22 protein-coding genes are annotated in these 25,458 nt (G+C 37.8%); 7 read left to right on the plus strand and 15 right to left on the minus strand.

Translation table 11 applies throughout. The annotated features are described in order from the left end of the window. Window positions 1–173 precede the first annotated feature (173 nt). Window positions 174–830, minus strand: a complete 657-nt coding sequence (gene rpiA / locus PH4a_RS02130; protein WP_129037408.1) for a ribose-5-phosphate isomerase RpiA — start codon at window positions 828–830, stop codon at window positions 174–176. Window positions 831–991: 161 nt separating this feature from the next. Here rpiA and PH4a_RS02135 point away from each other — a divergent pair, with 161 nt between their 5' ends. Next, a complete protein-coding gene (locus tag PH4a_RS02135; protein WP_129037410.1) occupies window positions 992–1,891 on the plus strand; it encodes a LysR family transcriptional regulator ArgP in 900 nt (299 codons plus the stop codon). Window positions 1,892–1,965: 74 nt separating this feature from the next. Here PH4a_RS02135 and PH4a_RS02140 read toward each other — a convergent pair whose 3' ends face one another. The 11 genes from PH4a_RS02140 to ampD all read right to left on the minus strand — a co-directional run bounded on the left by PH4a_RS02140 (window position 1,966) and on the right by ampD (window position 17,151). Next, on the minus strand, window positions 1,966–2,700 hold the full coding sequence (locus PH4a_RS02140; protein WP_064720710.1) for an oxidative stress defense protein: 735 nt from the start codon (window positions 2,698–2,700) through the stop codon (window positions 1,966–1,968). A gap of 80 nt (window positions 2,701–2,780) precedes the next feature. Beyond that, on the minus strand, window positions 2,781–3,410 hold the full coding sequence (gene argO, locus PH4a_RS02145; protein WP_129037412.1) for an arginine exporter ArgO: 630 nt from the start codon (window positions 3,408–3,410) through the stop codon (window positions 2,781–2,783). Window positions 3,411–3,883: 473 nt separating this feature from the next. Continuing rightward, complete coding sequence (mscS, locus tag PH4a_RS02150; RefSeq protein ID WP_129037414.1) at window positions 3,884–4,744, minus strand: small-conductance mechanosensitive channel MscS; 861 nt, start codon at window positions 4,742–4,744, stop codon at window positions 3,884–3,886. Window positions 4,745–4,836: 92 nt separating this feature from the next. Further along, a complete protein-coding gene (locus PH4a_RS02155; protein WP_064720713.1) occupies window positions 4,837–5,208 on the minus strand; it encodes a YacL family protein in 372 nt (123 codons plus the stop codon). Window positions 5,209–5,341: 133 nt separating this feature from the next. Further along, window positions 5,342–7,939: a bifunctional aconitate hydratase 2/2-methylisocitrate dehydratase gene (acnB, locus tag PH4a_RS02160; RefSeq protein ID WP_129037416.1), complete on the minus strand. Its 2,598-nt coding sequence runs from the start codon at window positions 7,937–7,939 to the stop codon at window positions 5,342–5,344. A gap of 548 nt (window positions 7,940–8,487) precedes the next feature. Continuing rightward, a complete protein-coding gene (locus tag PH4a_RS02165) occupies window positions 8,488–8,976 on the minus strand; it encodes an anti-virulence regulator CigR family protein (protein WP_129037418.1) in 489 nt (162 codons plus the stop codon). Between the two features lie 197 nt (window positions 8,977–9,173). After that, complete coding sequence (lpdA, locus tag PH4a_RS02170; protein WP_064720716.1) at window positions 9,174–10,601, minus strand: dihydrolipoyl dehydrogenase; 1,428 nt, start codon at window positions 10,599–10,601, stop codon at window positions 9,174–9,176. Between the two features lie 201 nt (window positions 10,602–10,802). Then, window positions 10,803–12,665, minus strand: a complete 1,863-nt coding sequence (aceF, locus tag PH4a_RS02175; protein WP_129037420.1) for a pyruvate dehydrogenase complex dihydrolipoyllysine-residue acetyltransferase — start codon at window positions 12,663–12,665, stop codon at window positions 10,803–10,805. A gap of 12 nt (window positions 12,666–12,677) precedes the next feature. Next, window positions 12,678–15,344, minus strand: a complete 2,667-nt coding sequence (gene aceE, locus PH4a_RS02180; RefSeq protein ID WP_064720718.1) for a pyruvate dehydrogenase (acetyl-transferring), homodimeric type — start codon at window positions 15,342–15,344, stop codon at window positions 12,678–12,680. Window positions 15,345–15,510: 166 nt separating this feature from the next. Further along, entirely contained in the window at window positions 15,511–16,281 is a 771-nt protein-coding gene (gene pdhR / locus PH4a_RS02185; protein WP_129041764.1) for a pyruvate dehydrogenase complex transcriptional repressor PdhR, read from the minus strand. Window positions 16,282–16,608: 327 nt separating this feature from the next. After that, on the minus strand, window positions 16,609–17,151 hold the full coding sequence (ampD, locus tag PH4a_RS02190) for a 1,6-anhydro-N-acetylmuramyl-L-alanine amidase AmpD (protein WP_129037422.1): 543 nt from the start codon (window positions 17,149–17,151) through the stop codon (window positions 16,609–16,611). Window positions 17,152–17,367: 216 nt separating this feature from the next. On the opposite strand from ampD, the gene ppdD reads away from it, so the two are divergent. The 6 genes from ppdD (at window position 17,368) to yacG (ending at window position 22,109) form a co-directional block, all read left to right on the plus strand. Further along, the gene (gene ppdD, locus PH4a_RS02195; protein WP_129037424.1) at window positions 17,368–17,829 is read left to right on the plus strand and encodes a prepilin peptidase-dependent pilin; all 462 of its coding nucleotides are present in this window, start codon (window positions 17,368–17,370) and stop codon (window positions 17,827–17,829) included. 92 nt (window positions 17,830–17,921) lie between these two features. Continuing rightward, window positions 17,922–19,022 (plus strand): ATPase, T2SS/T4P/T4SS family, encoded by a 1,101-nt coding sequence (locus tag PH4a_RS02200; RefSeq protein ID WP_129037426.1) that lies wholly within the window; start codon window positions 17,922–17,924, stop codon window positions 19,020–19,022. Then, a complete protein-coding gene (locus PH4a_RS02205; protein ID WP_129037427.1) occupies window positions 19,019–20,218 on the plus strand; it encodes a type II secretion system F family protein in 1,200 nt (399 codons plus the stop codon). The genes PH4a_RS02200 and PH4a_RS02205 overlap by 4 nt, the downstream gene beginning before the upstream one ends. Window positions 20,219–20,452: 234 nt before the next feature. Further along, on the plus strand, window positions 20,453–21,076 hold the full coding sequence (coaE, locus tag PH4a_RS02210; protein ID WP_129037429.1) for a dephospho-CoA kinase: 624 nt from the start codon (window positions 20,453–20,455) through the stop codon (window positions 21,074–21,076). After that, the gene (zapD, locus tag PH4a_RS02215; RefSeq protein WP_129037430.1) at window positions 21,069–21,821 is read left to right on the plus strand and encodes a cell division protein ZapD; all 753 of its coding nucleotides are present in this window, start codon (window positions 21,069–21,071) and stop codon (window positions 21,819–21,821) included. The genes coaE and zapD overlap by 8 nt, the downstream gene beginning before the upstream one ends. 69 nt (window positions 21,822–21,890) lie before the next feature. Further along, on the plus strand, window positions 21,891–22,109 hold the full coding sequence (gene yacG / locus PH4a_RS02220) for a DNA gyrase inhibitor YacG (RefSeq protein WP_129037432.1): 219 nt from the start codon (window positions 21,891–21,893) through the stop codon (window positions 22,107–22,109). A 60-nt stretch (window positions 22,110–22,169) separates the two neighbouring features. Here yacG and mutT read toward each other — a convergent pair whose 3' ends face one another. The 3 genes from mutT to PH4a_RS02235 all read right to left on the minus strand — a co-directional run bounded on the left by mutT (window position 22,170) and on the right by PH4a_RS02235 (window position 25,402). Further along, the gene (mutT, locus tag PH4a_RS02225) at window positions 22,170–22,562 is read right to left on the minus strand and encodes an 8-oxo-dGTP diphosphatase MutT (protein WP_164971557.1); all 393 of its coding nucleotides are present in this window, start codon (window positions 22,560–22,562) and stop codon (window positions 22,170–22,172) included. A gap of 106 nt (window positions 22,563–22,668) precedes the next feature. Further along, window positions 22,669–23,919, minus strand: coding sequence for an aromatic amino acid transporter (locus PH4a_RS02230; RefSeq protein WP_129037436.1), 1,251 nt, complete (start codon window positions 23,917–23,919; stop codon window positions 22,669–22,671). Window positions 23,920–23,998: 79 nt separating this feature from the next. Then, the gene (locus PH4a_RS02235; RefSeq protein ID WP_129037438.1) at window positions 23,999–25,402 is read right to left on the minus strand and encodes a tryptophanase; all 1,404 of its coding nucleotides are present in this window, start codon (window positions 25,400–25,402) and stop codon (window positions 23,999–24,001) included. Window positions 25,403–25,458 lie beyond the last annotated feature (56 nt).

Below are 25,458 nucleotides of genomic sequence, written 5' to 3' on the forward strand. Positions count from 1 at the left end.
GCAGAATAAGCGATAGATAAAGTGATTTTCTACCGAGCAAAATGATTTTGACTAGGATAATGACAGAATTTTAGGTAGCGATATAACTATCGTGTGATATATATCACTGTATTTAAGGTTTCTGAAATAATTTAAAAAAAATAGGTAGCTACTGCTACCTATTTTCTAAGGATTTACTTGATTGTTTTAACGCCTTGAGACGTTCCCATCAATACGATATCTGCACCACGATTAGCAAATAATCCTACAGTGACTACACCTGGGATGCTGTTTATTTTATTTTCTAACTCTATTGGATTAAGAATTGTTAAATTGTAAACGTCCAAAATGACATTACCATTATCAGTAACAACATTTTCACGGTATTCAGGCAGGCCACCTAATTTAACTAATTCACGCGCAACAAAAGAGCGAGCCATTGGAATGACTTCAACAGGCAATGGGAATTTACCTAACACATCAACTTGTTTAGATTCATCAACGATACAGATAAAGGTTTTTGCTACACCAGCAATAATTTTTTCACGCGTTAATGCTGCGCCGCCGCCTTTAATCATTTGCATTTGATGGTTTATTTCATCAGCGCCATCAACATAAATATCTAAAGAGTCAACTTCATTACAATCAAAAACAGGAATGCCGTAGCCTTTCAGTTTTTCGGTTGATGCAACTGAACTTGAAACAGTGCCTTCAATTTGACCTTTCATTGTTGCTAATGCATCAATAAAGTGTGAAGCCGTTGAACCAGTACCTACACCAACGATCATGCCGGGTTTTACATAATCAAGTGCTGCCCAACCTACCGCTTTTTTTAATTCATCCTGAGTCATTTAATAAAACCTTATTTATCACATTAATGGAATAAGAATAGCATATTGCATTGAAAACTAGCAGGAGACGTATCAAAAACTGAGAAGCAACATTTTAACTCATTACAACAAAAAATATGGCATAGTAGACAATAGAATATAAAATCTAAGAGAGTCTGTTAATGAAACGTCCTGATTATCGGGCACTACAAGCCCTTGATGCTGTCATTCGAGAGCGCGGTTTTGAGCGAGCTGCGCAAAAGCTATGTATTACTCAATCTGCCGTTTCACAGCGTATCAAACAATTAGAAAATTTGTTTGGACAACCCTTACTTGTGCGTACCGTCCCACCTCAACCTACAGAGCAAGGACAAAAATTATTAGCCCTATTGCATCAAGTCGAATTGTTAGAAGAACAATGGTTAGGTGATGAAAACAGTGGTTCAACACCTCTTTTACTCTCTTTGGCGGTGAATGCGGATAGTTTAGCAACATGGTTGCTCCCAGCTTTACATCCTGTTTTAACGCAACTTCCGATTCGTTTAAATATTCAAGTTGAAGATGAAACCCGTACTCAGGAACGTTTAAGACGCGGTGAAGTTGTCGGCGCTATTAGTATCCAACCTCAAGCATTACCGAGTTGCCTTGTGGATCAATTAGGAGCACTTGATTATTTATTTGTTGCCTCGCCTGATTTTGCCCAACGCTATTTTACCAATGGTGTAACCAAATCATCATTATTAAAAGCACCTGCGGTCGCTTTTGACCATCTTGATGATATGCATCAGGCCTTTTTACAACAAAATTTTGGCCTCTCCCCTGGCAGTGTTCCTTGCCACATTGTTAACTCTTCAGAAGCCTTTGTTCAATTAGCAAAACAGGGGTCAACTTGTTGTATGATCCCACATTTACAAATTTCAGATGAACTAAAAAATGGTGAACTCGTTGATTTAACACCAGGCCTTTGCCAGCGCCGGATGCTCTATTGGCATCGCTTTGCACCAGAAAGTAGAACAATGAGAAAAGTGACTGATGCACTCATTGATTTTGGTCGTAAAGTATTAAAACAAGATGAAGAATAAATAAGTTTTATTTTATTCATAAAAAATGGGTTTCACTCAAGCAGGAAACCCATTTTTTTATCTCTGATTAACTATTATTTGTTAGGTTTCAATTCAAATACCACATCAACGTAGTCTTTAAACTCAATACTCTGTTGTTGATAAGTTTCTTGTACATCCGCAGGTGATTGTGCTTTTAATGCCATAGCATCCATTCGTACTTGTGCTATTGGATATGGCGTTGCTTCTGGTGCACGATAATTCACACTATAGACCGCACCCAAATTTGCACCAAAACCCTTCGCCACTGAGCTTGCTTGTTCAATGGCATTTTTTATTGCAACTTCTCGTGCTTTTGTTTTGTATTGCTCTGGATTATTTACACCAAACTCAACATTATTAATCTCATTTAAGCCAGCAGACAATGCGCCATCAAGTAGCGTATTTAATTGGTCTAATTTTTTAATTTTCACATTAACTGTACGCGTTGCAGTGTAGCCATTAATCACTGAGCGTTCAGTTTTCTTATCATATTCATAATTTGGTTGAGTGCGGATATTTGCCGCATCAATATCCTCTTTCGCTACACCATTTTCTTTTAAGAAAGCAAAATATTTTGCAACACGGTCATCAACTTGCTTTTTAGCCTGAGCGGCATCTTTTGCTCTTTCATTTACCTGAATATTTAATGTCGCCATATCAGGAGTCGCTTTAATAGTTGCATTACCCGATGTTGTAATATGTGGTCCTTCTGGCTCAGCTGCGGCTAGTGCAACTGAAGGTAATCCAACTGCCAACACGGATGCTAATACAATCGCTTTTAATTTCACAAGAACCTCCTGACAAGAGAATAAGTTACACCATCTTATGACGGATAAAATGAACATTAGCACATTTGTTGTAAAGATCTTTAAGATTGAAAGATAATTTTCCATCCCTGAGCTGCTAATTGCACAGCAATAAACCACATCACACAGCCAACAAAAAGATTAATAATGCGCTGAGATCGTGTTTTACTTAATACAGGTGAAAACCAAGCAGCTAATAATGCTAAAGCAAAAAACCAACAAATCGATGCCAATATTGCCCCAAAAGTAAACCAGGGACGTAGTTCCGAGGTTAGTTGGCCACCAATACTGCCAATGACCACAAATGTATCGAGATAAACATGAGGATTAAGCCAAGTTACCGCCACTAAAGTGACAATTACACGCCAACGACTTTTTACCTGATTAGCCGTTTGAGTCAATTCAATTTCTTTTGAAAATGCCGTTTTAAATGCACTCCAGCCATACCACAATAAAAAAGCAACACCTCCCCACGTAATAATAAACATTAGGGTTTCAGATTGGCTAAGTAGTGCGCTACCGCCAAACACCCCTGCTGTCATTAATACAACATCACTTAATGCGCATAAAAACGCACTCATCAAATGAAACTGTTTTTTGCTTCCTTGTTGCAGAACGAAGGCATTCTGGGCACCTATAGGTAAAATCATCGCAGCACTTAATATAAACCCCTGAAAAAAAGTCGTGAACATGCAAAATACCTTAATAATTATTCGTTTAATATTTGCTGAATAATAAGTGGATTTTGATATTAGAGGAAATGAATGATTCTTATCGATAATAAGAAAAACTAATAGGAATAATATTATTAGATATCACGAACAACCAATAATAATTAAGATGAAAGCACCAAGCTAATTAAAATAACAAAAGCAATACTAAATATTGAAATCACATAAGGAAATATCAATAATAATGCCAATAAAAAGAATAATATCCGTAAGGATTTTTTAGGTGTTTGGCTTGAATACCAGATAAATACCAATACAAGAAAAAAAATGATATAGCTATTAATATGATTAAATATCGAAAATAAAAAATAAATAAAATCCACCATAACCCATAATCCTTTTTTAGAGCGCTTTATTTTCTCCTTCTATTAATATCTTATGATATAAAAAAGCCACGTTATTAACGTGGCTCTATCACATTTATTTTAGTGAGATTATTCTGCTTTAGCCGTCGCATTTTGTGGCTGATGCATATAGATGTCCATTTGTGGGAATGGAATACCGATATTATGAGCATCTAATGTACGTTTAAAGTCTTCCATTAAATCCCAATAAACAGGCCATGCATCACCATTTGTAGTCCAAACTCGTACCACAAAATTTAATGAAGAAGGTGCCATTTCATGAAGACGAATAGTCACACCTTTGTCATGCTGAATACGTTTATCTTTAGCAACAACATCGCCCAATACTTTTTTCACCGTATCAATATCAGCATCATAAGCGACACCAACCATAATTTGTGTACGACGATCAGGCTCACGGCTTAAATTAATTACTTCACTGCTGATAATTTTGCTATTTGGAATAACAATAATGCGATCATCTGCTGAACGTAAGGTGGTTGAGAAAATCTGCACATCTTTAACCGTACCTTCTACAGCACCTATCATGACATATTCATCAGCCCGAATTGGGCGGAAAATAACAATAAGCACGCCCGCTGCAAAGTTAGAAAGTGAACCTTGTAAAGCTAAACCAACCGCTAAACCAGCCGCACCTAATACCGCGATAACAGACGCAGTTTGTACACCTAATCGGCCTAATACTGCAATTAAAGTAAAAGCAACAACAGTATAACGCACTAATACAGACAAGAATGTTACTACTGTTGCATCGATATGACGCAACGTTAAGACTCTAGCAACACCTTTCCCAATCATTTTTGCCACAAACAAACCGACAAATAGGATCAGAAACGCTGCAATAATATTCACCGCATACTGAATAAAGAGGTCTTGATTTGCAACAAACCAACCTGTTGCTTCATCTAAACTACCCGGTAATTCATTCATTAGGCCACCTTTTTAAACTTAAAAACGTAATAACAAGAATAGCAATAGAGAGCATATTGTGGCAGATTTATTCTGAAAATATATAGTATTTGTTAATTTTTACTATTTTCCAGAATAAATAACCGATATTTTTGTAGCATTGTAGCAAAATCATCTAACCCACAAAATGAGATACTTTCATTATCGTAATAGCTCATACCTTCTTCCATTTCATCAGTCTCAAAATGAAGAGTATTAGCTCTTATCATGATTTCTTCATCATCAATAAATAGGCTATATTCTTTTCCGATAAGCTCCCACTGTCTTTCGCTACCTTTAACTGCATCCATCTCTTCCAAAATTTGGTCTATTTGGCTTATATCACCCTGAATTTCATCATTAAGCCAATAACCAATAGCTTCATGATCCATCGAAAAACGGGCAAAAATACCACCTGTTAAATCTCGCTGAAATTCATAATCCATGGTGTACGCCCCTTAATTTATCTTTTTTATAAAAAACATCTTATTCTTATTATGACAAAAATAATAAAAAACGGGAGGTTTTATCCTCCCGTTTGTTCATATTAAATACACTTAAAGCGAATAAATAAAAGTATTACACCGTTGTTTGAAAAATAACTTGGTCTGCTTTCTCTGTATATTGTTCTAGTTGATCAAAATTCAGATAGCGATAAGTATCTTCAGCGGTTTCATCCACTTTATTCATAAAATCAAGATATTCTTGTGGCTCTGGTAAACGACCTAATAAAGAGGCGACCGCAGCGAGTTCAGCAGAAGCTAAATACACGTTAGCGCCAGTACCTAAACGATTAGGGAAGTTACGTGTTGATGTAGAAACCACGGTTGCACCGTCAGCAACACGCGCTTGGTTACCCATACATAATGAACAACCAGGTACTTCAATACGCGCACCACTCTTACCAAAGACGCTGTAATAGCCCTCTTCCGTTAATTGAGCCGCATCCATCTTAGTGGGTGGAGCCACCCATAAACGTGTTGGTAATTGACCTTTATGTTGATCTAATAGCTTACCCGCAGCACGGAAGTGACCAATATTGGTCATACAAGAACCAATAAATACTTCATCAATTTTGCTATTTGCTACCTCTGATAATAAACGCGCATCATCAGGATCATTTGGTGCACACAAAATTGGTTCTTTTATTTCATTTAAATCAATTTCGATAACTGCCGCATATTCTGCATCTGCATCAGCTTCTAATAACTGCGGATCGTTTAGCCAATTTTCCATTGAAGTAATACGACGCTCGATAGTACGACGATCACCATAGCCTTCAGCAATCATCCATTTCAATAATGTTATGTTTGATTGTAAATATTCAATAATTGGAGCTTTATCTAACTTAATTGTACAACCAGCGGCAGAACGCTCCGCTGAAGCATCAGCTAATTCAAACGCTTGCTCTACTTTAAGCTCTGGCAGACCTTCAATTTCTAAAATACGCCCTGAGAAAATATTTTTCTTACCTTTTTTCTCAACTGTCAGTAAGCCGTCTTGGATCGCGTAATAAGGAATAGCATGCACTAAATCACGTAATGTAACACCCGGCTGCATTTCGCCTTTAAAGCGCACCAGAACAGACTCTGGCATATCTAATGGCATTACCCCTGTTGCCGCAGCAAAAGCCACTAAACCAGAACCTGCTGGGAATGAGATACCAATAGGGAAACGAGTATGCGAGTCACCACCAGTACCCACGGTATCTGGTAATAACATGCGGTTCAACCATGAGTGAATAATGCCATCACCTGGGCGCAGAGAAACACCACCACGATTCATAATAAAATCAGGTAAGGTGTGATGTGTAGTCACATCCACAGGTTTTGGATAAGCTGCCGTATGACAAAATGATTGCATAACTAAATCAGCCGAGAAGCCAAGACATGCGAGATCTTTTAGTTCATCACGAGTCATCGGGCCAGTAGTATCTTGAGAACCAACCGAAGTCATTTTTGGCTCACAATATTCGCCAGGGCGAATACCAGGGCGCCCACAAGCTCGACCTACCATTTTCTGTGCTAAAGAGAAACCACGGTTACTTGCTTCTACAGGTTTAGCATGACGGAAAAGGGTACTTACTGGCAAACCTAATGATTCGCGCGCTTTAGACGTTAAACCACGACCAATAATCAGTGGAATACGACCACCTGCACGAACTTCATCCACCAACACTTGGGTTTTCAGTTCGAAGGTTTCTAATAGTTCATTCGTTTTATGATCACGAATTTCACCTTTGTATGGATAAATATCAATCACATCACCCATATTTAATTTAGAAACATCAACCTCGATAGGTAATGCACCTGCATCTTCCATTGTATTAAAGAAGATAGGGGCAATTTTGCCACCTAGCACAACACCACCACCGCGTTTATTAGGAACGTAAGGAATATCATCCCCCATAAACCACAGCACTGAGTTAGTTGCGGACTTACGTGAAGAACCAGTACCAACAACATCACCGACATAAGCCAGAGGGAAGCCTTTTTTGTTTAACGCTTCAATTTGTTTGATTGGCCCTACATTACCCGGTTGGTCAGGTTCGATACCTTCACGCGCATTTTTTAGCATTGCTAATGCATGTAATGGAATATCAGGTCGTGACCAAGCATCTGGTGCTGGTGATAAGTCATCCGTGTTAGTTTCACCTGTTACTTTAAATACGGTAACAGTAATTTTTTCTGCTAATTTGGGACGCTCTGTAAACCATTGCGCATCAGCCCAAGATTGCATAATTTGTTTAGCGTAGGTATTACCTGCTTTGGCTTTCTCTTCGACATCATAAAAGTTATCGAACATTAATAAAGTATGAGAAAGCGCTTTAGCCGCGATAGGCGCCAGTTTTTCATCATCCAGAGATTCAATTAAAGCATGAATATTATAGCCGCCTTGCATTGTACCTAATAATTCAACGGCTTTTTCTGGAGAGATAAGTGGTGATGAGGTTTCGCCTTTAGCAAGGGCTGTTAAAAAACCTGCTTTAACATAAGCAGCTTCATCAACACCAGGGGGAACGCGGTTAACAATAAGGTCTAGAAGGAACGCTTCTTCACCTTTAGGGGGATTTTTTAATAGCTCAACAAGTGCTGCTGTTTGTGTGGCATCGAGAGGTTTTGGAACGACACCTTCAGCTGCACGCTCTGCTACGTGCTTACGGTATTCTTCTAGCACGACTTTCTCCTCGCTTCTTTGTCATTTTGTATACCCGGCTGTCTGCACCCTATCTATTTGGATGCCAGGTCAGAGGATCTTTTGCTCGCATAAAACTTAAGAGGTTGTGAAATTATGCCCAGCTAAGGGCTATCAGCATAGCAAATCTTCAACACGATGTTAATTCGTTCACATAAAAGTAACATTAATAAGATTCAAATATCTACTTATTCAGATTAAATCACTTAAACAAAATGTATAAGACGTATTTTTACCCAATTTTTTAGATAAAATACTATAAAGAATCTATGAAAATGAATAGAAATATACGATTTATGATAAAAATTATGCTTATACTCGCAAAAATACCAATAATTGTATTAGTGTATGATGAAAACACACCTTTTATATAGATAGCAATGGCAATATATACAATTAAAAAACATCTATTTAAATCGATAAAAAATAGAACATTTAATTTTAGAAAAAATAGATTAGGTATATTTAATAAAGAAAATAAAAACACCTTTATAATAAATTATCTTAAAGAATAAAAATATTACTTTAAACTAATCAAATACATGATTAAGAACAGCAGCGATTATAGATGTTCCTATTGCTACCAAAACCAGATCATTTCCTACAATCTTCCACTCATATCCTTGATAATAAGGTAATTGATTTAACATATTTTGTGGAATGGCTTTTTTCATAATTCCAGGCGGAAGAGGCTTTCCTCGAACAAGATTTTTAGCAATTCCTGGTGGTAATGATTGATAACCAATAACATTATTTCTTACTGCTAATGCTCTTGCCTCATTGTAGGTTAAAGAGACAGAAACAATACCATTTCTGTTAATTTTTATTTCAGATGAAAAACCATTGTCTTTATTAAAAGATATATCGTTATCACTTTGGTAATTTGATGTTTTTTGATGACCTTTGCCATTTCCATTTCCATTTCCATTTCCATGAGAAGGATTAGCTAAAGAACCTAAAGAAAATACCATCGTAAACAACAATAGAAAAAAACCGAAAAAAGATCGTTTGCGCATCATAGATATCATCCAAAGCTAAAAAGTTAATTTAAAATAGGAGAATCAGCGCCTAAGTACAACTTCTAATATTCCGATAATATGACTGTTAAGCATATATAGCTAAAAACCATTTCATCTTATTTGAATGAATAAAAAAGAGCTAAGTTCCATCAAGAACTCAGCCCTTATTTTCAAACTACTTTAGTTATAAAGTCAGTTTATTTTTTCTTTTTCGCTTTTGGATTTGGCAGGTCAGTGATGCTACCTTCAAATACTTCCGCAGCCATACCGATTGATTCATACAGCGTTGGGTGAGCGTGGATAGTTAATGCGATATCTTCAGCATCACAACCCATTTCGATAGCCAGACCGATTTCACCTAACAATTCGCCACCGTTAGAACCGACAATTGCACCACCGATAACACGGTTGGATTCTTTGTCAAAAATCAGTTTAGTCATACCATCAGCGCAATCTGAAGCGATAGCACGGCCAGATGCCGCCCATGGGAAAGAGGCAACTTCATAGCTTACACCTTTCTCTTTTGCTTCTTTCTCTGTCATACCAACCCATGCAACTTCTGGTTCAGTATAAGCGATAGATGGAATAACTTTAGGATCGAAGTAATGTTTTTTGCCAGAGATAACTTCTGCTGCAACGTGACCTTCATGAACACCTTTGTGTGCCAGCATTGGTTGACCAACAATGTCACCGATAGCAAAGATGTGAGGTACATTTGTGCGCATTTGTTTATCAACATGGATAAAGCCGCGATCATCAACTTCAATACCCGCTTGACCCGCATCTAACAGTTTACCGTTAGGTACACGACCGATAGCAACTAAAACAGCATCATAACGTTGTGGTTCTGCTGGTGCTTTTTTGCCTTCCATCGTGACATAAATGCCATCTTCTTTTGCTTCAACCGCAGTCACTTTGGTTTCTAGCATCAGGTTAAATTTCTTGCTGATACGTTTGGTAAATACTTTCACCACATCTTTATCAGCTGCTGGAATGACCTGATCAAACATTTCAACCACATCAATCTGAGAACCCAGAGCATGGTAAACAGTACCCATTTCCAGACCGATGATACCACCACCCATGACCAGTAAACGCTCTGGTACATTTTTCAGTTCCAGTGCATCTGTTGAATCCCAAACGCGTGGGTCTTCATGTGGAATAAATGGTAATTCGATAGGACGAGAGCCTGCAGCAACGATAGCATTTTCAAACGTAATTGTTGTTGAGCCTTCAGCACCAGCAACAGATAAAGTATGAGAACCTGTAAATTTCGCTTCACCGTTAACAACAGTAACTTTACGGCCTTTGGCCATACCCGCTAAGCCACCCGTTAACTGAGAAATAACTTTGTCTTTCCAGATACGAATTTTATCGATATCTGTTTTTGGTGCACCAAAAACAACACCGTGTTCAGATAATGCTTTCGCTTCTTCGATAACTTTAGCAACGTGGAGTAACGCTTTAGAAGGGATACAACCCACGTTCAGACAAACACCACCCAGTGTAGAGTGACGTTCTACTAAAACTGTATCTAAACCTAAGTCAGCGCAACGGAACGCCGCGGAATAACCCGCAGGACCTGCACCGAGAACCACTACCTGTGCTTTAATTTCAGTACTCATCGTGACCTCATTATTTATTTGTCCGGCGAGTCAGACGATAATCCATATTTAACACCGAGACTTACATACCGCATGCAGTTTACAGAAATGTTAATAAACTGAAAAGCGCTCTAACATGATGGATCTCACAACATACGATGTATGACTGTAAAATCCATCACTGCAATCAGAGAAACCGGCGCTAAGCACCGGTTTTAATGATTACATTACCAAACGACGTAAATCACTCATGTACTGATTAATCAGAGTGATGAATCGAGCACCATCAGCGCCATCAATCACACGGTGATCGAAAGATAATGACATTGGTAAAATCAAGCGTGGTACGAATTCTTTACCGTTCCATACTGGTTTCATAGAAGAACGAGACAGCCCCATAATCGCAACTTCTGGTGCGTTTACGATAGGTGCAAAACCGGTTGTACCGATACCACCAAGGCTAGAAATGGTGAAACATCCGCCTTGCATATCAGCAGCCGTTAATTTACCTGCACGTGCTTTCTTAGAAACTTCGGCTAACTCATAAGACAGTTCGATAATGCCTTTTTTGTTAACATCTTTGAAAACAGGAACAACTAAACCATTTGGTGTATCTACAGCAATACCGATATTGATGTATTTTTTCAGGATCAGTTTCTGCCCATCTTCAGAGATAGAGCTATTAAAGCGTGGCATATCTGCCAATGCTTTTGCAGCTGCTTTCATCACAAAGACTAACGGCGTGATCTTAACATCCAGTTTTTTCTTCTCTGCTTCTTTATTTTGCTGTTTACGGAATTCTTCAACCTCAGTGATATCTGCTTCATCGAACAGATTAACGTGAGGGATCATTACCCAGTTACGGCTTAAGTTAGCACCAGAGATTTTCTGGATACGGCTTAATTCAACTTCTTCAATTTCACCAAACTTGCTGAAGTCAATTTTCGGCCAAGGCAACATACCTGGTAATCCACCACCTGTATTTGCTGGCGCAGATTCAGCACGTTTAATTAATTCTTTCACGTAAGACTGAACATCTTCACGCAGAATACGACCTTTACGACCCGTGCCTTTTACTTTCGCAAGGTTAACACCGAATTCACGTGCTAAGCGGCGAATAACAGGTGTTGCATGCACATAAGCATCATTTTCAACGAATTCTTCTTTCGCGGCTGGTGCTGCTGCTTTTGCAGGTGCAGGAGTAGACGCAGCTGGCGCGGCTACTGGTGCTGGGGCTGCTTGAGCAACAGGTGCTGCACCGGCAACTTCAAAGGTCATAATCAGTGAGCCAGTTTTCACTTTATCGCCCACGGCAATTTTGATCTCTTTAACTACACCGGCAAATGGTGCAGGCACTTCCATAGAAGCTTTGTCACCTTCTACAGTGATCAGTGATTGTTCTTCAGAGATGGTATCACCTACTTTTACCATCACTTCAGTCACTTCAACTTCATCGCCACCGATATCAGGTACATTGACTTCTTTTACAGCAGACGCTGCTGGTGCAGATGCCGCAGGAGCAGGAGCCGCTGCTGAAGGCGCAGGTGCTGCTGCACCCGCAACTTCAAATACCATGATAAGAGAACCCGTGTTCACTTTATCACCTGTTGCGATTTTAATTTCTTTAACCACACCAGCAAACGGTGCTGGGACTTCCATAGAAGCTTTATCGCCTTCTACCGTAATCAGTGATTGTTCTTCAGCAACGCTGTCGCCTACTTTTACCATCACTTCGGTAACTTCAACTTCGTCGCCACCAATATCGGGTACATGTACTTCTTTTAATGCCGCCGCCGCAGGAGCCGCTGCTGGCGCAGGTGCTGCTGCTTGAGCAGGTACAGCTTGTGCTGAATCTTCTGCATCAAAAATCATGATAAGAGAACCCGTCTGGACTTTATCGCCTACGGCAATTTTAATCTCTTTAACCACACCTGCTTGTGGTGATGGGACTTCCATAGAAGCTTTATCGCCTTCTACAGTGATTAAGGATTGCTCTTCCTCAATACGGTCGCCCACTTTCACCATCACTTCGGTAACTTCAACTTCATCAGCACCGATATCAGGGACTTTAATTTCAATAGACATTAACTTTACCTCTTACGCCAGACGTGGGTTTACTTTCTCAGGGTTGATGTTGTATTTATTGATTGCTTCTTCAACAATCTTCACATCAATCTCACCACGTTTAGCTAATTCACCTAATGCAGCAACAATCACATAAGAAGTATCAACTTCGAAGTGGTGACGCAGGTTTTCACGGCTATCAGAACGACCGAAACCATCTGTACCTAATACGCGGTAGTCATCAGCAGGAACATAAGTACGAACTTGTTCTGCAAACAGTTTCATATAGTCAGTAGAAGCAACCGCTGGTGCATCATTCATCACTTGAGCGATGTAAGGCACACGTGGCGTTTCAGATGGATGCAGCATATTCCAACGTTCACAATCTTGGCCATCACGAGCCAATTCAGTGAATGAGGTTACGCTATAAACATCAGAACCAATACCGTATTCAGCAGACAGGATTTGTGCAGCTTCACGTACATGGCGCAGAATAGAACCTGAACCCAGTAACTGTACTTTACCTTTCGCGCCTTCCAGTGATTCCAGTTTGTAGATACCTTTACGGATACCTTCTTCAACGCCTGCTGGCATTGCTGGCATATGGTAGTTTTCGTTCAGCGTTGTGATGTAGTAATAAACGTTTTCTTGTTTATCACCATACATACGTTCTAAACCATTTTGCATGATAACAGCAACTTCATAAGCGAATGCTGGATCATAAGAGATACAGTTAGGAATAGTCAGTGATTGAATATGGCTATGACCATCTTCGTGCTGTAGACCTTCACCGTTTAGTGTTGTACGACCAGAAGTACCGCCCACTAAGAAACCGCGTGCTTGTTGGTCACCTGCTGCCCAGCATAGGTCGCCAATACGTTGGAAACCAAACATTGAGTAGTAGATATAGAATGGGATCATTGGCAGATTGTTAGTGCTGTAAGATGTTGCAGCCGCTAACCAAGATGCGCCAGCACCCAGTTCATTGATACCTTCTTGCAGAATTTGACCTTTAACGTCTTCTTTATAGTAAGCAACTTGCTCACGGTCTTGAGGCGTATATTGTTGGCCATTCGGGCTATAGATACCGATTTGACGGAACAGACCTTCCATACCAAAAGTACGCGCTTCATCCGCGATGATTGGTACTAAACGATCTTTAATTGATTTATTTTTTAACATTACGTTCAGTGCACGAACGAATGCAATAGTCGTAGAGATCTCTTTAGATTGCTCTTCCAGTAACTGGCTGAAATCTTCCAGTGTAGGGATATCCAGTTTTTCTTCAAAACGAGGACGACGAGCAGGCAGATAGCCACCTAAATCCTGACGACGAGCATGCAGGTATTTATGTTCTTCAGAATCTTTATCGAAAGTGATATAAGGCAGGTCTTTGATTTGCTCATCTGCAACAGGAATGTTGAAACGATCACGGAAATGGTGAACGCCATCCATGTTCATTTTTTTCACTTGGTGAGCAATATTTTTACCTTCCGCCGTTTCACCCATACCATAACCTTTGATGGTTTGAGCTAAAATAACGGTTGGTTTGCCTTGAGTCTCTTTTGCTTTCTGGAATGCAGCAAAAACTTTCTTCGGATCGTGACCACCACGATTTAATGCCCAAATCTCATCATCAGTCATATCTTTAACTAATGCAGCGGTTTCTGGGTAACGATTGAAGAAATGTTCACGAACGTAAGCACCGTCACGTGATTTAAATGTTTGGTAGTCACCATCCAGCGTTTCGTTCATTAACTGAACAAGCTTGCCTGAAGTGTCTTTGCGTAGCAGTTCGTCCCAACGGTCGCCCCACATCACTTTAATCACATTCCAGCCAGCACCTGCGAAGATACCTTCTAGTTCATTAACAATTTTACCGTTACCTGTAACTGGGCCATCAAGACGCTGTAAGTTACAGTTAACAACGAAACACAGGTTATCTAATTTTTCGCGTACTGCGATGGTGATTGCACCTTTAGATTCCGGTTCGTCCATTTCACCATCACCTAAGAACGCATACACAGTTTGTGCAGTTGTGTTCTTCAAGCCACGATGATTTAGATATTTCAGGAATTTAGCCTGATAAATAGCAGATAGCGGTCCCAGACCCATAGAAACGGTTGGGAACTGCCAAAATTCTGGCATCAATTTAGGATGTGGGTAAGAAGATAAACCTTTACCACCAATCTCTTGACGGAAATTATTTAACTGCTCTTCAGTTAAACGGCCTTCTAAGAATGCACGAGCATAAATCCCTGGGGAAATGTGACCTTGGAAGTAAACCAAATCGCCGCCATCAGTTTCATTTTGAGCACGGAAGAAGTGGTTAAAGCAGACTTCATATAAAGTAGCAGAAGACTGGAATGATGCCATGTGTCCGCCGAGCTCTAAATCTTTTTTAGATGCACGCAGAACCATCATTACCGCATTCCAGCGAATAGCAGAACGGATACGACGCTCTAGCTCCAGATTGCCAGGGTAAGCGGGTTCATCTTCAACAGGAATAGTATTGATATAATCGCTGTGAGCAGAGCCACCTAAAGCAATATTAAGTCCGCCATTACGGGCTTGTTTTAATACCTGATCAATCAGGAACTGCGCACGCTCAACACCTTCTTCACGGATGACCGAATCAATCGCTTGTAACCAATCGCGAGTTTCAATCGGATCCACGTCATTTTTCAGCATATCTGACATGGTGTATTCCTTATCTGTTATCTGTTTCTAATGGTTTTATGGGAGTCTATCTTCCCGTTATACCTATGGGATACGACGGGAAGATAGACCCTGCTGTTATTACCGCTACCCCTGAAAAATAGCAGGGAGATAGGTAGTACAGACTCAGCGGTCAGGATCTGTCCTACTAAAATAAATCAGGGTGTTGTTGGAGCCGGCGCAAAGAGCGCTCACGACGAGTGTGTTCACGACTCATATCCAACAAAACATCCTCAATAAAGGCCAGATGGCGATGTGATGCTTCACGTGCAGCTTCTGGTTCTCTATTCATAATCGCCTGATAAATCTGTGTACGATGCTCACTTACAGCAATTAACATCTCTTTACGGGTATAAAGAAATTCAAAATTCTGGCGGATATTCTGCTCAAGCATGGGTACCATACAACGTAATAAATGAAGTAAAACGACGTTATGAGCAGCTTCCGTAACAATTAATTGGTATTGCAATACAGCTTCAGATTCAGCAGTTAAATCGCCCCTTTCATGGGCTTGAATAATCAAATCATGACTTGCTTTAATGCGAGCAAGATCTTCATCAGTCCCACGTAGTGCTGCATAATAAGCAGCAATGCCTTCAAGGGCATGACGGGTTTCTAATAGATCGAATTGAGATTCGGGATGTCCGCTGAGTAACTGGGCAAGAGGATCACTAAAGCTTTGCCAAAGGTTAAGTTGAACAAAAGTCCCACCGCCTTGACGGCGCAGTAAAAAACCTTTTGCTTCTAACTTTTGAATTGCTTCACGCAAAGAAGGGCGAGATACATCAAATTGTTTTGCCAGCTCACGCTCAGGCAGGAGTTTTTCTCCTGGGCGCAGGGTACCTTCTAAAATAAGATGCTCAAGACGTTGTTCTATCACATCAGAAAGCTTAGGTTGGCGGATTTTAGTATAAGCCATATTGCTAGAAGCCATTATTGGATAACTATTACCTTAGTTATTGAGTTGTCAATTGGTAATACCAATTCAATGTAACGAGTAATAAAGTAACAAAGTATTCACTAACTGTCCATACAGTTGTTGAGCGAAATCATAAAAACCTGCAAAATTTAACAAATTATTTTAAAAGTTCATCAAAATTGATAACCAGATCGCATAATATAAAAACAATGAAATTAATACTTTTTAACGTTTTTTAAACACATATTAAGTCAAGCTGAAGCGTAACAGCATTAGTATTTAGAATATAAATTCAATCTAAATGACTTTGCATTCAAAATAAGACCATTATTTTTCTAATAACGTCCGATAATAGACCCAGTCAAAATGAGGTCCCGGATCTGTCTTTCTATTAGGAGCAACATCACTATGCCCTGTAATATTCTCTTTTATCTCTGGATAAAGTGAGATAAGTGCACAAGTCAGCCTAGCGAGCTTCTGATATTGCAACGAAGTAAAATCACAACTGTCTGTTCCTTCAAGCTCTATACCAATAGAAAAATCATTACATTTCTCTCTTCCTTTATATAAAGAAATACCCGCATGCCACGCTCTATCAGTAAAAGAAACATATTGCACAATTTCCCCATTTCGTCGAATAAGGCAATGGGCAGAAACTCTTAACTCACTAATCTCACTAAAGAAAGGGTGTTCAGTTTCAACAAGTGTATTGGTAAATAATTGGTCGATATAAGGTCCTCCAAACTCACCAGGAGGTAAACTAATATTATGAACGATAAGTAAAGATGGAGTCTCGCCGTCGGGTCTTTTATCATGGTTTGGTGATGGGACATGCCTTACTCCGACTAACCAACCTTGTTTAATTTCCACATTTATCCTCTTGATTGATGTTTACTTAGCTAAGTATTGATGATTTTTCTGGCTAACATTCATCAATAAATGCGAATTTCCTCTCAATAATAATAGCTAATTCTGTATCACACCTTTTTCTTTGCGATATTTTACGCAAAGCAATACTTATCTATTCGTCAATAAAACACTTTTTTTTCATACTTCTGAAACCGACTTATTACGAAGGAACAGAATATGAACTCACCAAACTATCACTCACTCCGTTATCACTCATCTGAGGTCGGTTTTACGTTAATGGAGCTGATGATTGTCATCGCAATAATTTCAATTCTAAGCTCTGTTGCTATTCCCGCCTATCAAGGATATATACAAAAAGCAGCATTAACAGATGTCTTACAAACAATCTCACCTTATCGTTCAGCTGTAGAACTATGTCAATATGAAATGGGTCACTACAACACTTGTCAATCAGACTCCCCTTTTATGCCTAAACAGTTTCGCAGTCGTTATATTGATAATATCACTGTCGTTAATGGTGTCATTAACGCCAAAGGAAATGCTCAACTTAAAGGACTAACTATTGTTATAGCACCGGAGAAAACAAATACTCACTACTTAGCAGAATGGAAAACAACCTGCACTTCAAACAATGAAATATTACAAAAACAGTGTACTGAAATACTCAAATCATATTAATACCTTCTTTATTACTTATTTTTATACCGAAATAAAAATACAGTTACAGTTTTTTATTTAAAGCATCAGCACCAAGCCAATAGGAGTGATTAATGAATACAGCCCATACTGCAACAGAATTTATTGAACAAATATTACAAAAAAGTATTTCACAACGTGTTTCAGATTTACATTTTGAACCTCAAAGTAAGGGGTTTAGAATACGCGCAAGAATAGATAATCATTTATATCTATTTCCATCACCATCAAATAACTGTTCTAGTGAAATAATTACCCGTTTAAAAATACTCGCTGATTTAAATATTGCAGAAAAGCGATTACCACAAGATGGACAATTTAATTGGTTTTATGATGAAAAATCTTATTCCATACGTATTGCAACATTACCTACACTTTATGGAGAAAAAGCCGTTTTACGATTAATAAATAATTTACAACAACCCGAGCTAAATAAATTAGGTTTTCAGCCAGTTCATTTAATTTTATTAAAAAAATATCTCACCTCACCACAAGGAATGATTTTAGTCACAGGTCCAACAGGAAGTGGAAAAACACTGACACTATATAGTTGTCTTCAATATTTAAATAAAGACAACCACAATATAAATAGCGTAGAAGATCCCATTGAATTACCGCTTGATGGCATCAATCAGACTCAAATTAGCGAAAAAGCAGGCATTACTTTTGCGACAATATTACGTGCATTATTACGCCAAGATCCCGATGTGATAATGGTGGGAGAAATAAGAGATCAACACACTGCTGAAATTGCAATTAAAGCAGCGCAAACAGGACATTTGGTATTATCTACACTTCATACTAATTCTACTCGTTCCACACTAATGAGGTTACATAACTTAGGTATTGCTGAAGACTTGATCTACAGTTGCGTAAATTTAATTATTTCGCAGCGATTGGTTCGCTGCTTATGCCAACATTGCAAAACTCGGTTGCCAGATAAACAAACCGTTCACTTAAGAGATAAAGTAATCTGTTTGCCTCATTGGCAAGCTAATGGTTGCCAATACTGTTTTTCAGGTTATATCGGCAGAACGGCTATTTATGATTGTCTTGAATTAGCAAAACAAAAATTACCGTCACCTTTTGCATTATTCAGTTCTGGTATTGAATTAATAAAACAAGGCATAACTTCGTTAGAGGAAGTTTATCAAGTTGTGGGAGATATTGAATGAAACTACAATATATCTACCAATATGATGCTTTCACTTACCAAGGAGAATACTGCTCAGGAAAACTCATAGCCACATCTAAACATGATGCGTTTATTAAAATGATGCAACAGCAAAAAACACCATTAAAAATTAGGTTATATAAAGCTATTTTATTAAAAGAAAGCGATAGCCAATATCGTATTCAACTACTAGAACAACTCTCTTTATTAATACATTCTGGTTTAGCACTATTACCGGCATTAACATTACTAAAAAATGAGTGTCGCTATCTTCATTGGCAATGTGTATTAGATGAGATTACTTATAATCTAGCCCAAGGTAGTACCTTTTCAAAACAGCTTTCTCTTTACCCTTTTTACTTTCCTCCTTCATTAACTTATTTTATTTATATTGCTGAAGAGAGTGGAACACTAGACGAAATTATAGCATCACAAGCCTCTCAATTAAAAAGCCAAAAAGTACTTATCAATAAAATAAAAAAAGCTTTGAAATATCCCATTTTTTTAGTCTTTGTATTAATTACAACCTCTACAATACTGCTACTTTATGTCCTTCCTGAATATCAATCATTATATAACTCTTTTAATACTGATTTACCCTTAATCACATCTCTGCTTATTACTATATCTCAATGGATTATTAACAATAGCTTAATTATTATCAGCTTACTTATTTCTCTAATAATAATTTATTACTGTGTACGCGTTTATTTTTTTTCATTTTATCTGGCAGAACAACAGTTGCTTCTTCGTACTCCCTATATAGGTATGTTATTGAAGTACCATCAACTACAGCTTATTTTTCAAATATTGACGATCACACAACAAGCTGGGCTTCCATTATTAAAAGGTTTAAACTTTATTACCGAACAACTTACCCATCCACTTTATCAACATGCACTTTCTCAAATGATAGAACACGTTACGCAAGGAAAATCATTAAGTTCATTTATGAAGCATGAACCACTTTTCCCTCCAATTTGTCATCAATTTATTATTTCAGCAGAAAATTCAGGGCAACTACTCTTTTTTTGTCAAAAATTAAATGAGTGGTTTAATCATCAATTTGAAGAACATCTAAATACACTAAATTCTTGGCTAGAACCTATATTAATGACAGTTATTGCTCTTATTGTTGGCACTCTAATTATTGCAATGTACCTTCCTATACTACAATTAGGTGATATTATAAGATAAACACAATGCTTATTAGCATTTAACAATATTATAACTTTTTATCTCGACTTATTGATTGTGGATAGTTCTGTTATCCTTCATGAGGTACAATTTCAGGGTAGCAGAAAATTACACATCACAATAACCGAATAAAACCCAAATATTGCGGGTATTATCTTGTGATAAAAACAAAATTAAGCTTTAGAATAACACCACGACTAGTAAATTTTCATTAATCAAAAATAGATAATTAGAATGACTTATACGGTTGCTCTTACAGGGGGAATTGGTAGCGGGAAAACCACCATTGCCAATGGATTTGCCTCTCTGGGTGTTCCTCTTGTTGATGCAGATATCATTGCCAGATTAGTGGTAGAACCCCACTCACCCGGATTAACAGCAATACACCAACATTTTGGGGAAACAATCCTACTCCCCGATGGCACATTAAATCGTGCACTATTAAGGGATATTATTTTTAAACATAAAGAGGAAAAAGCATGGTTAAACCAGCTTCTTCACCCTCTAATACAGCAAGAGACACAAAGACAGATCCAACAAATCAAAGCACCCTATTTTATTTGGGTGGTTCCGTTACTTATTGAAAATAAACTGACTCACCTAGCAGATCGCGTTTTAGTTGTTGATGTGACTGAAGAAGAACAGATCACACGTACAATGCAACGTGACAACGTGAGCCGTGAACATGTACTTAATATTTTAACGGCACAAGCCAGCAGGCAAGAACGATTAGCCGCTGCTGATGACATTATTGATAATCATGATAATAATCAGAATATTACTGATGTGATTAAACAGCTTCATCAGCATTACTTAGAATTAGCTCACCAAGCGTTACAGGACAACTGCCATGAGTGATGACATCACAACAATCATCTTTGAACACCCTCTTAATGAAAAAATGCGTTCATGGCTTAGAATCGAAAATTCATTAACACAGATTAATAGCTACCATATTATTGATACTCTGCCTTCTGCGATGTCTTTTTTCCGTGCTATTTCAGAATTTATTGAAGTATTAGATCGTGGCGAAATTCGAGCCGAGCTATTAAAAGAACTAGAAAAACGACAAAAAAAATTACAACAATGGCTTTCATTTCCTAATGTCGATAAAGATATTGTTAGCCAAATAATTGAAGAACTTTCACAAAATGCTTCAATATTAAGTAAAGCTCCTCGTATTGGTCAGCATTTAAAACAAGATAAAATTATTAGTTTAGTCAAACAGCGTCTGAGTATTCCTGGTGGATGCTGTAGCTTTGATGTTCCCGCATTGCATTTATGGTTAAGTCTGCCTCAAACTGTTAGAGATGAAAAATTGCAAAGCTGGATAATCGGCCTACAACCATTACAAAATGCATTAACTAGCTTACTCACACTTATTCGTCAATCTGATACCTTTAAGCCAGCACTTAGCCATCGTGGTTTTTACCAAGATAGCGCTGAAGACGCTGAGTTATTGCGATTAAAAGTGTTTATCGACCATCAGATTTACCCTCAAGTTTCGGGCCATAAAAACAGATATGCAGTTCGTTTTCTCCCTCTTGATAGCGAAAATGGCACTGTACCTCTAGAGCTACCTTTTGAGATAGCTTGTTGCTAACATTGTATTTATTAATTTTAGTAGCAATATATAGAACAAAAAAATAGCCGATAGAATTCAGGAGAGATAATGAGCGAAGAATTAATTGTAAAATGTCCAACATGCCAGACAAACGTTGTTTGGAATGAAAACAGCCCTTATCGCCCTTTTTGTTGCAAGCGCTGCCAGTTAATTGATTTAGGTGAATGGGCAGATGAAGAAAAACGAATTCCAAGCCAAGGCGATATCAATGAAAGCGATGATTGGAGTGAGACGCCATCATCAGAACAAGAGCCTAAATTATTTTAATCTAGAAAAAACAGCCACGACATAATGAGTGGCTGTTTTTATATAACAGAAAATAAATGCTTATTTCTGTAATAAAGCGACGATAGTGCGATTGGCGGGTGGAAAATCATCAGCATTTAAAGACACAATAGGTGTCCAACGCGACAACTGCCCCTCTTTTCCGTAAGGCTCATTTTTCCATTCTGTTACCAAGAAAAATGACAAAGTAATATGCCTATCTGGAAAATCATGCGCTACTGTATCAAGAAGGGTACATTGCGTAACATCAATACCAATTTCTTCTTGTAATTCACGTAATAGTGCTTGTTCTGGTGTCTCGTTATCTTCTAATTTTCCACCTGGAAACTCCCAAAATCCTCCCATATGAGATTTCAAAGGGCGCTGGGTAATAAAGACATTATTGTGGTTATCACAAATAACACCCGCAGCAATATGTAGCTTTTTTTTATCCATCATCGACAACCTATTGAATAATACCGTATTTATAATATTTTACTTTATTATAACGTATATTCAATGGTGCTACTCTGGTTTTGTTTTCCCTGATTTGCGTTCTTATTTAACGATAAATAGGCAGTAAATTAAATTGGGCAAGCGATTGACAAATAATACCAACAATACCAAAAGCAATAACTGCATAAATCAGCTTTTTACCACCCCATACTTTAAAGCCTGAGTTAGGAAACTTCTGTCGTGCTTTCAGCGCCATTACTGCCGGACAAATAATGGCCCATACACAAGCAGCAGTGCCTGCATACGCAATAGCAATTAAGAAACCATTAGGGAAAAATAGACATAATAGCAATGGAGGTGTAAAACAAAGCACACCTGATTTCAATCGCCCTGTTTTATTATCTTTAAATTTTAATGACGCTAAAATATAATCAAAAAGGCCTATCGCGACACCTAAAAAAGAGCAAAAAACAGCACTAATAGAGAACCATAATAAAAATCCTTCAATATATTTACTATTTAATACCGTATAGAGTGAATCAATAAAGGCATCTAAGTTACCGCCTTTTTGGATAATAGTAATAAATTGTTCTCTCGGTAAATTACCCATAGTGCCAATCATCCAAAGTAAATAGATGACTAATGCTAACAAGCAACCAATGATACAACTCTTAACTACTTTTCTTTCGTTTTGATTATAAAGCTTATAAAGACTACAAACATTACCATGATATCCAAAAGAGGTAATGGCATAAGGAATGATAATAAAAATAAAAGGATAAAGATATAATTGGCTTTTCCCTGCAAAAGTTGCACTAAATAATAAATCACCTTTTGCTTTAAAAAACAAACCCGAAAAAGCTAATACAAATAATACTATCTTAATGAATAAGAAAATTGAGGTTAAACGACTAGCACAAGCGCCACCCCACCATATTGTAGCACCAAGGGCTATCGTAAAAATAAAAAATATAGCTCTCAGATTAAAGTTAATACCATATAACAGTGATGCTTCATAGATAATAGAACCCGCCGCAGAGATATAAGCATAGATCAATATATATAATACAAAGATCAATGAAGCATTGGCAATATAACAAGCCCACTTCGGTAATAACTCTTTGGATATATCAAAGTAATTTGTTCCTGCACCATATTTAGAAATACATTCAAGAATATATATCCCTGAGTGGAACATAAAGAAACAAACAATAAACAATATAAATAGTGAGTTTATAAACCAAGCACCAGACATTATTGTTGGCAGGCTAAACATACCCGCACCTATCATAGCACCACCCAGAACAAATCCCCCTACAATAATTGAGGGTTCTTTATTTACTGAAGTATTTTCCATTATTTGTATCCCTTAAATATATAAGGATAGGGCTCTCGCATTGCACGAGAGCCATTATTTAATTGTGGATTATTACTTATTATTCGATAGGTTTTAATCTTGCAGTAAAGTGTCTTAATACAGGTGGTTCATATTCGAACTCTAGACCTTTAAGTGTTGCAAACTTCTCTTTTAACCCAATTAATGCATCAGCAATATAATCCATATGGTCATTGGTATAAACACGGCGTGCAATAGTTAAACGCATAAATTCCATATCAGCATGTTTTTGTTCACCCGTTGCAGGATCACGACCTAATAAGAATGAACCAATTTCTACCGCACGCACACCTGACTCCAGATAAAGTGCATTAATAACCGCTTGAGCAGGAAATTGATCACCCGGAATTTGCGGAACTAATTTTTTACAGTCAACGAAAACCGCATGCCCACCAGTAGGATATTGAATTGGAATACCCGCTTCACGTAAGCGATCACCTAAATACTTAACTTGACCAATACGATAGTGCAGATACTCTTCTTCAGTTCCCTCTTCTAAACCTTGTACCATTGCAGCCATATCACGACCAGCTAAACCACCATAGGTTACAAAGCCTTCCATTGGTACACAACGTTGTCTGGCTAAAGTAAATATCTCTTCATTATCACGAATAGCGACTAAACCACCGATATTTAATAGTGGATCTTTTTTCGCTGACATTGTTAATGCATCAGCATATTTATACATATCAAAAATAACTTCTTTAATAGTGGCATTTTTATATTTAGGATCACGCTCTTTAATAAAATAAGCATTCTCACAAAAACGAGCTGAATCCATCACAACAAAAATACCGTGTTGTTTCGCTATTTCATAAACTTCTTTTAAATTACTCATAGAAACAGGCTGGCCGCCAGCACTATTACAAGTTACGGTTGATACAATAGCAACAATATTATCAGCACCGTGTTGTGCAATATTCTCTTTTAATTTTTTAATATCAAAATCGCCTTTCCAATCATCATAGGTTTCTGAATCGAAGGCTTTTTCAGTAACAATATTAATTGCTTTACAACCATTTAATTCTACGTGAGCAGCGGTTGTATCAAAGTGGAAGTTAGAAATGAAAACTGGATTTTTCGCTTTTCCTTCTTTTTGTTTATATTTTAATAGTACAGGGAAAAGAATATTCTCAGCGCCACGACCTTGGTGAGCTGGAATAATATAATCGTAATTGAAAAGTTCTTTTGCTTTATCTTTTAAATCATAATAGTTTCTTGAACCCGCATAAGCTTCATCGCCTGTAATCATCGCTGCCCATTGATGATCACTCATTGCGTTAGTTCCAGAGTCAGTCAATAAATCAATATAGACCGCGCTGCTTGGTAGTAAAAATGGGTTATATCCTGCTTCTTTTAATGCTGCTTCACGTTCTTCTCTTGAAGGGACACGGATTTTTTCTACCATTTTAATACGGAACGGTTCTACGATTCTTTTAGCCATGATAATACCTTTAATATAAATTAAATAATAAATAAAGATTAAATAAAATAGTCTCT

Source organism: Proteus hauseri, assembly GCF_004116975.1.
GTDB classification, from domain to species: domain Bacteria; phylum Pseudomonadota; class Gammaproteobacteria; order Enterobacterales; family Enterobacteriaceae; genus Proteus; species Proteus hauseri.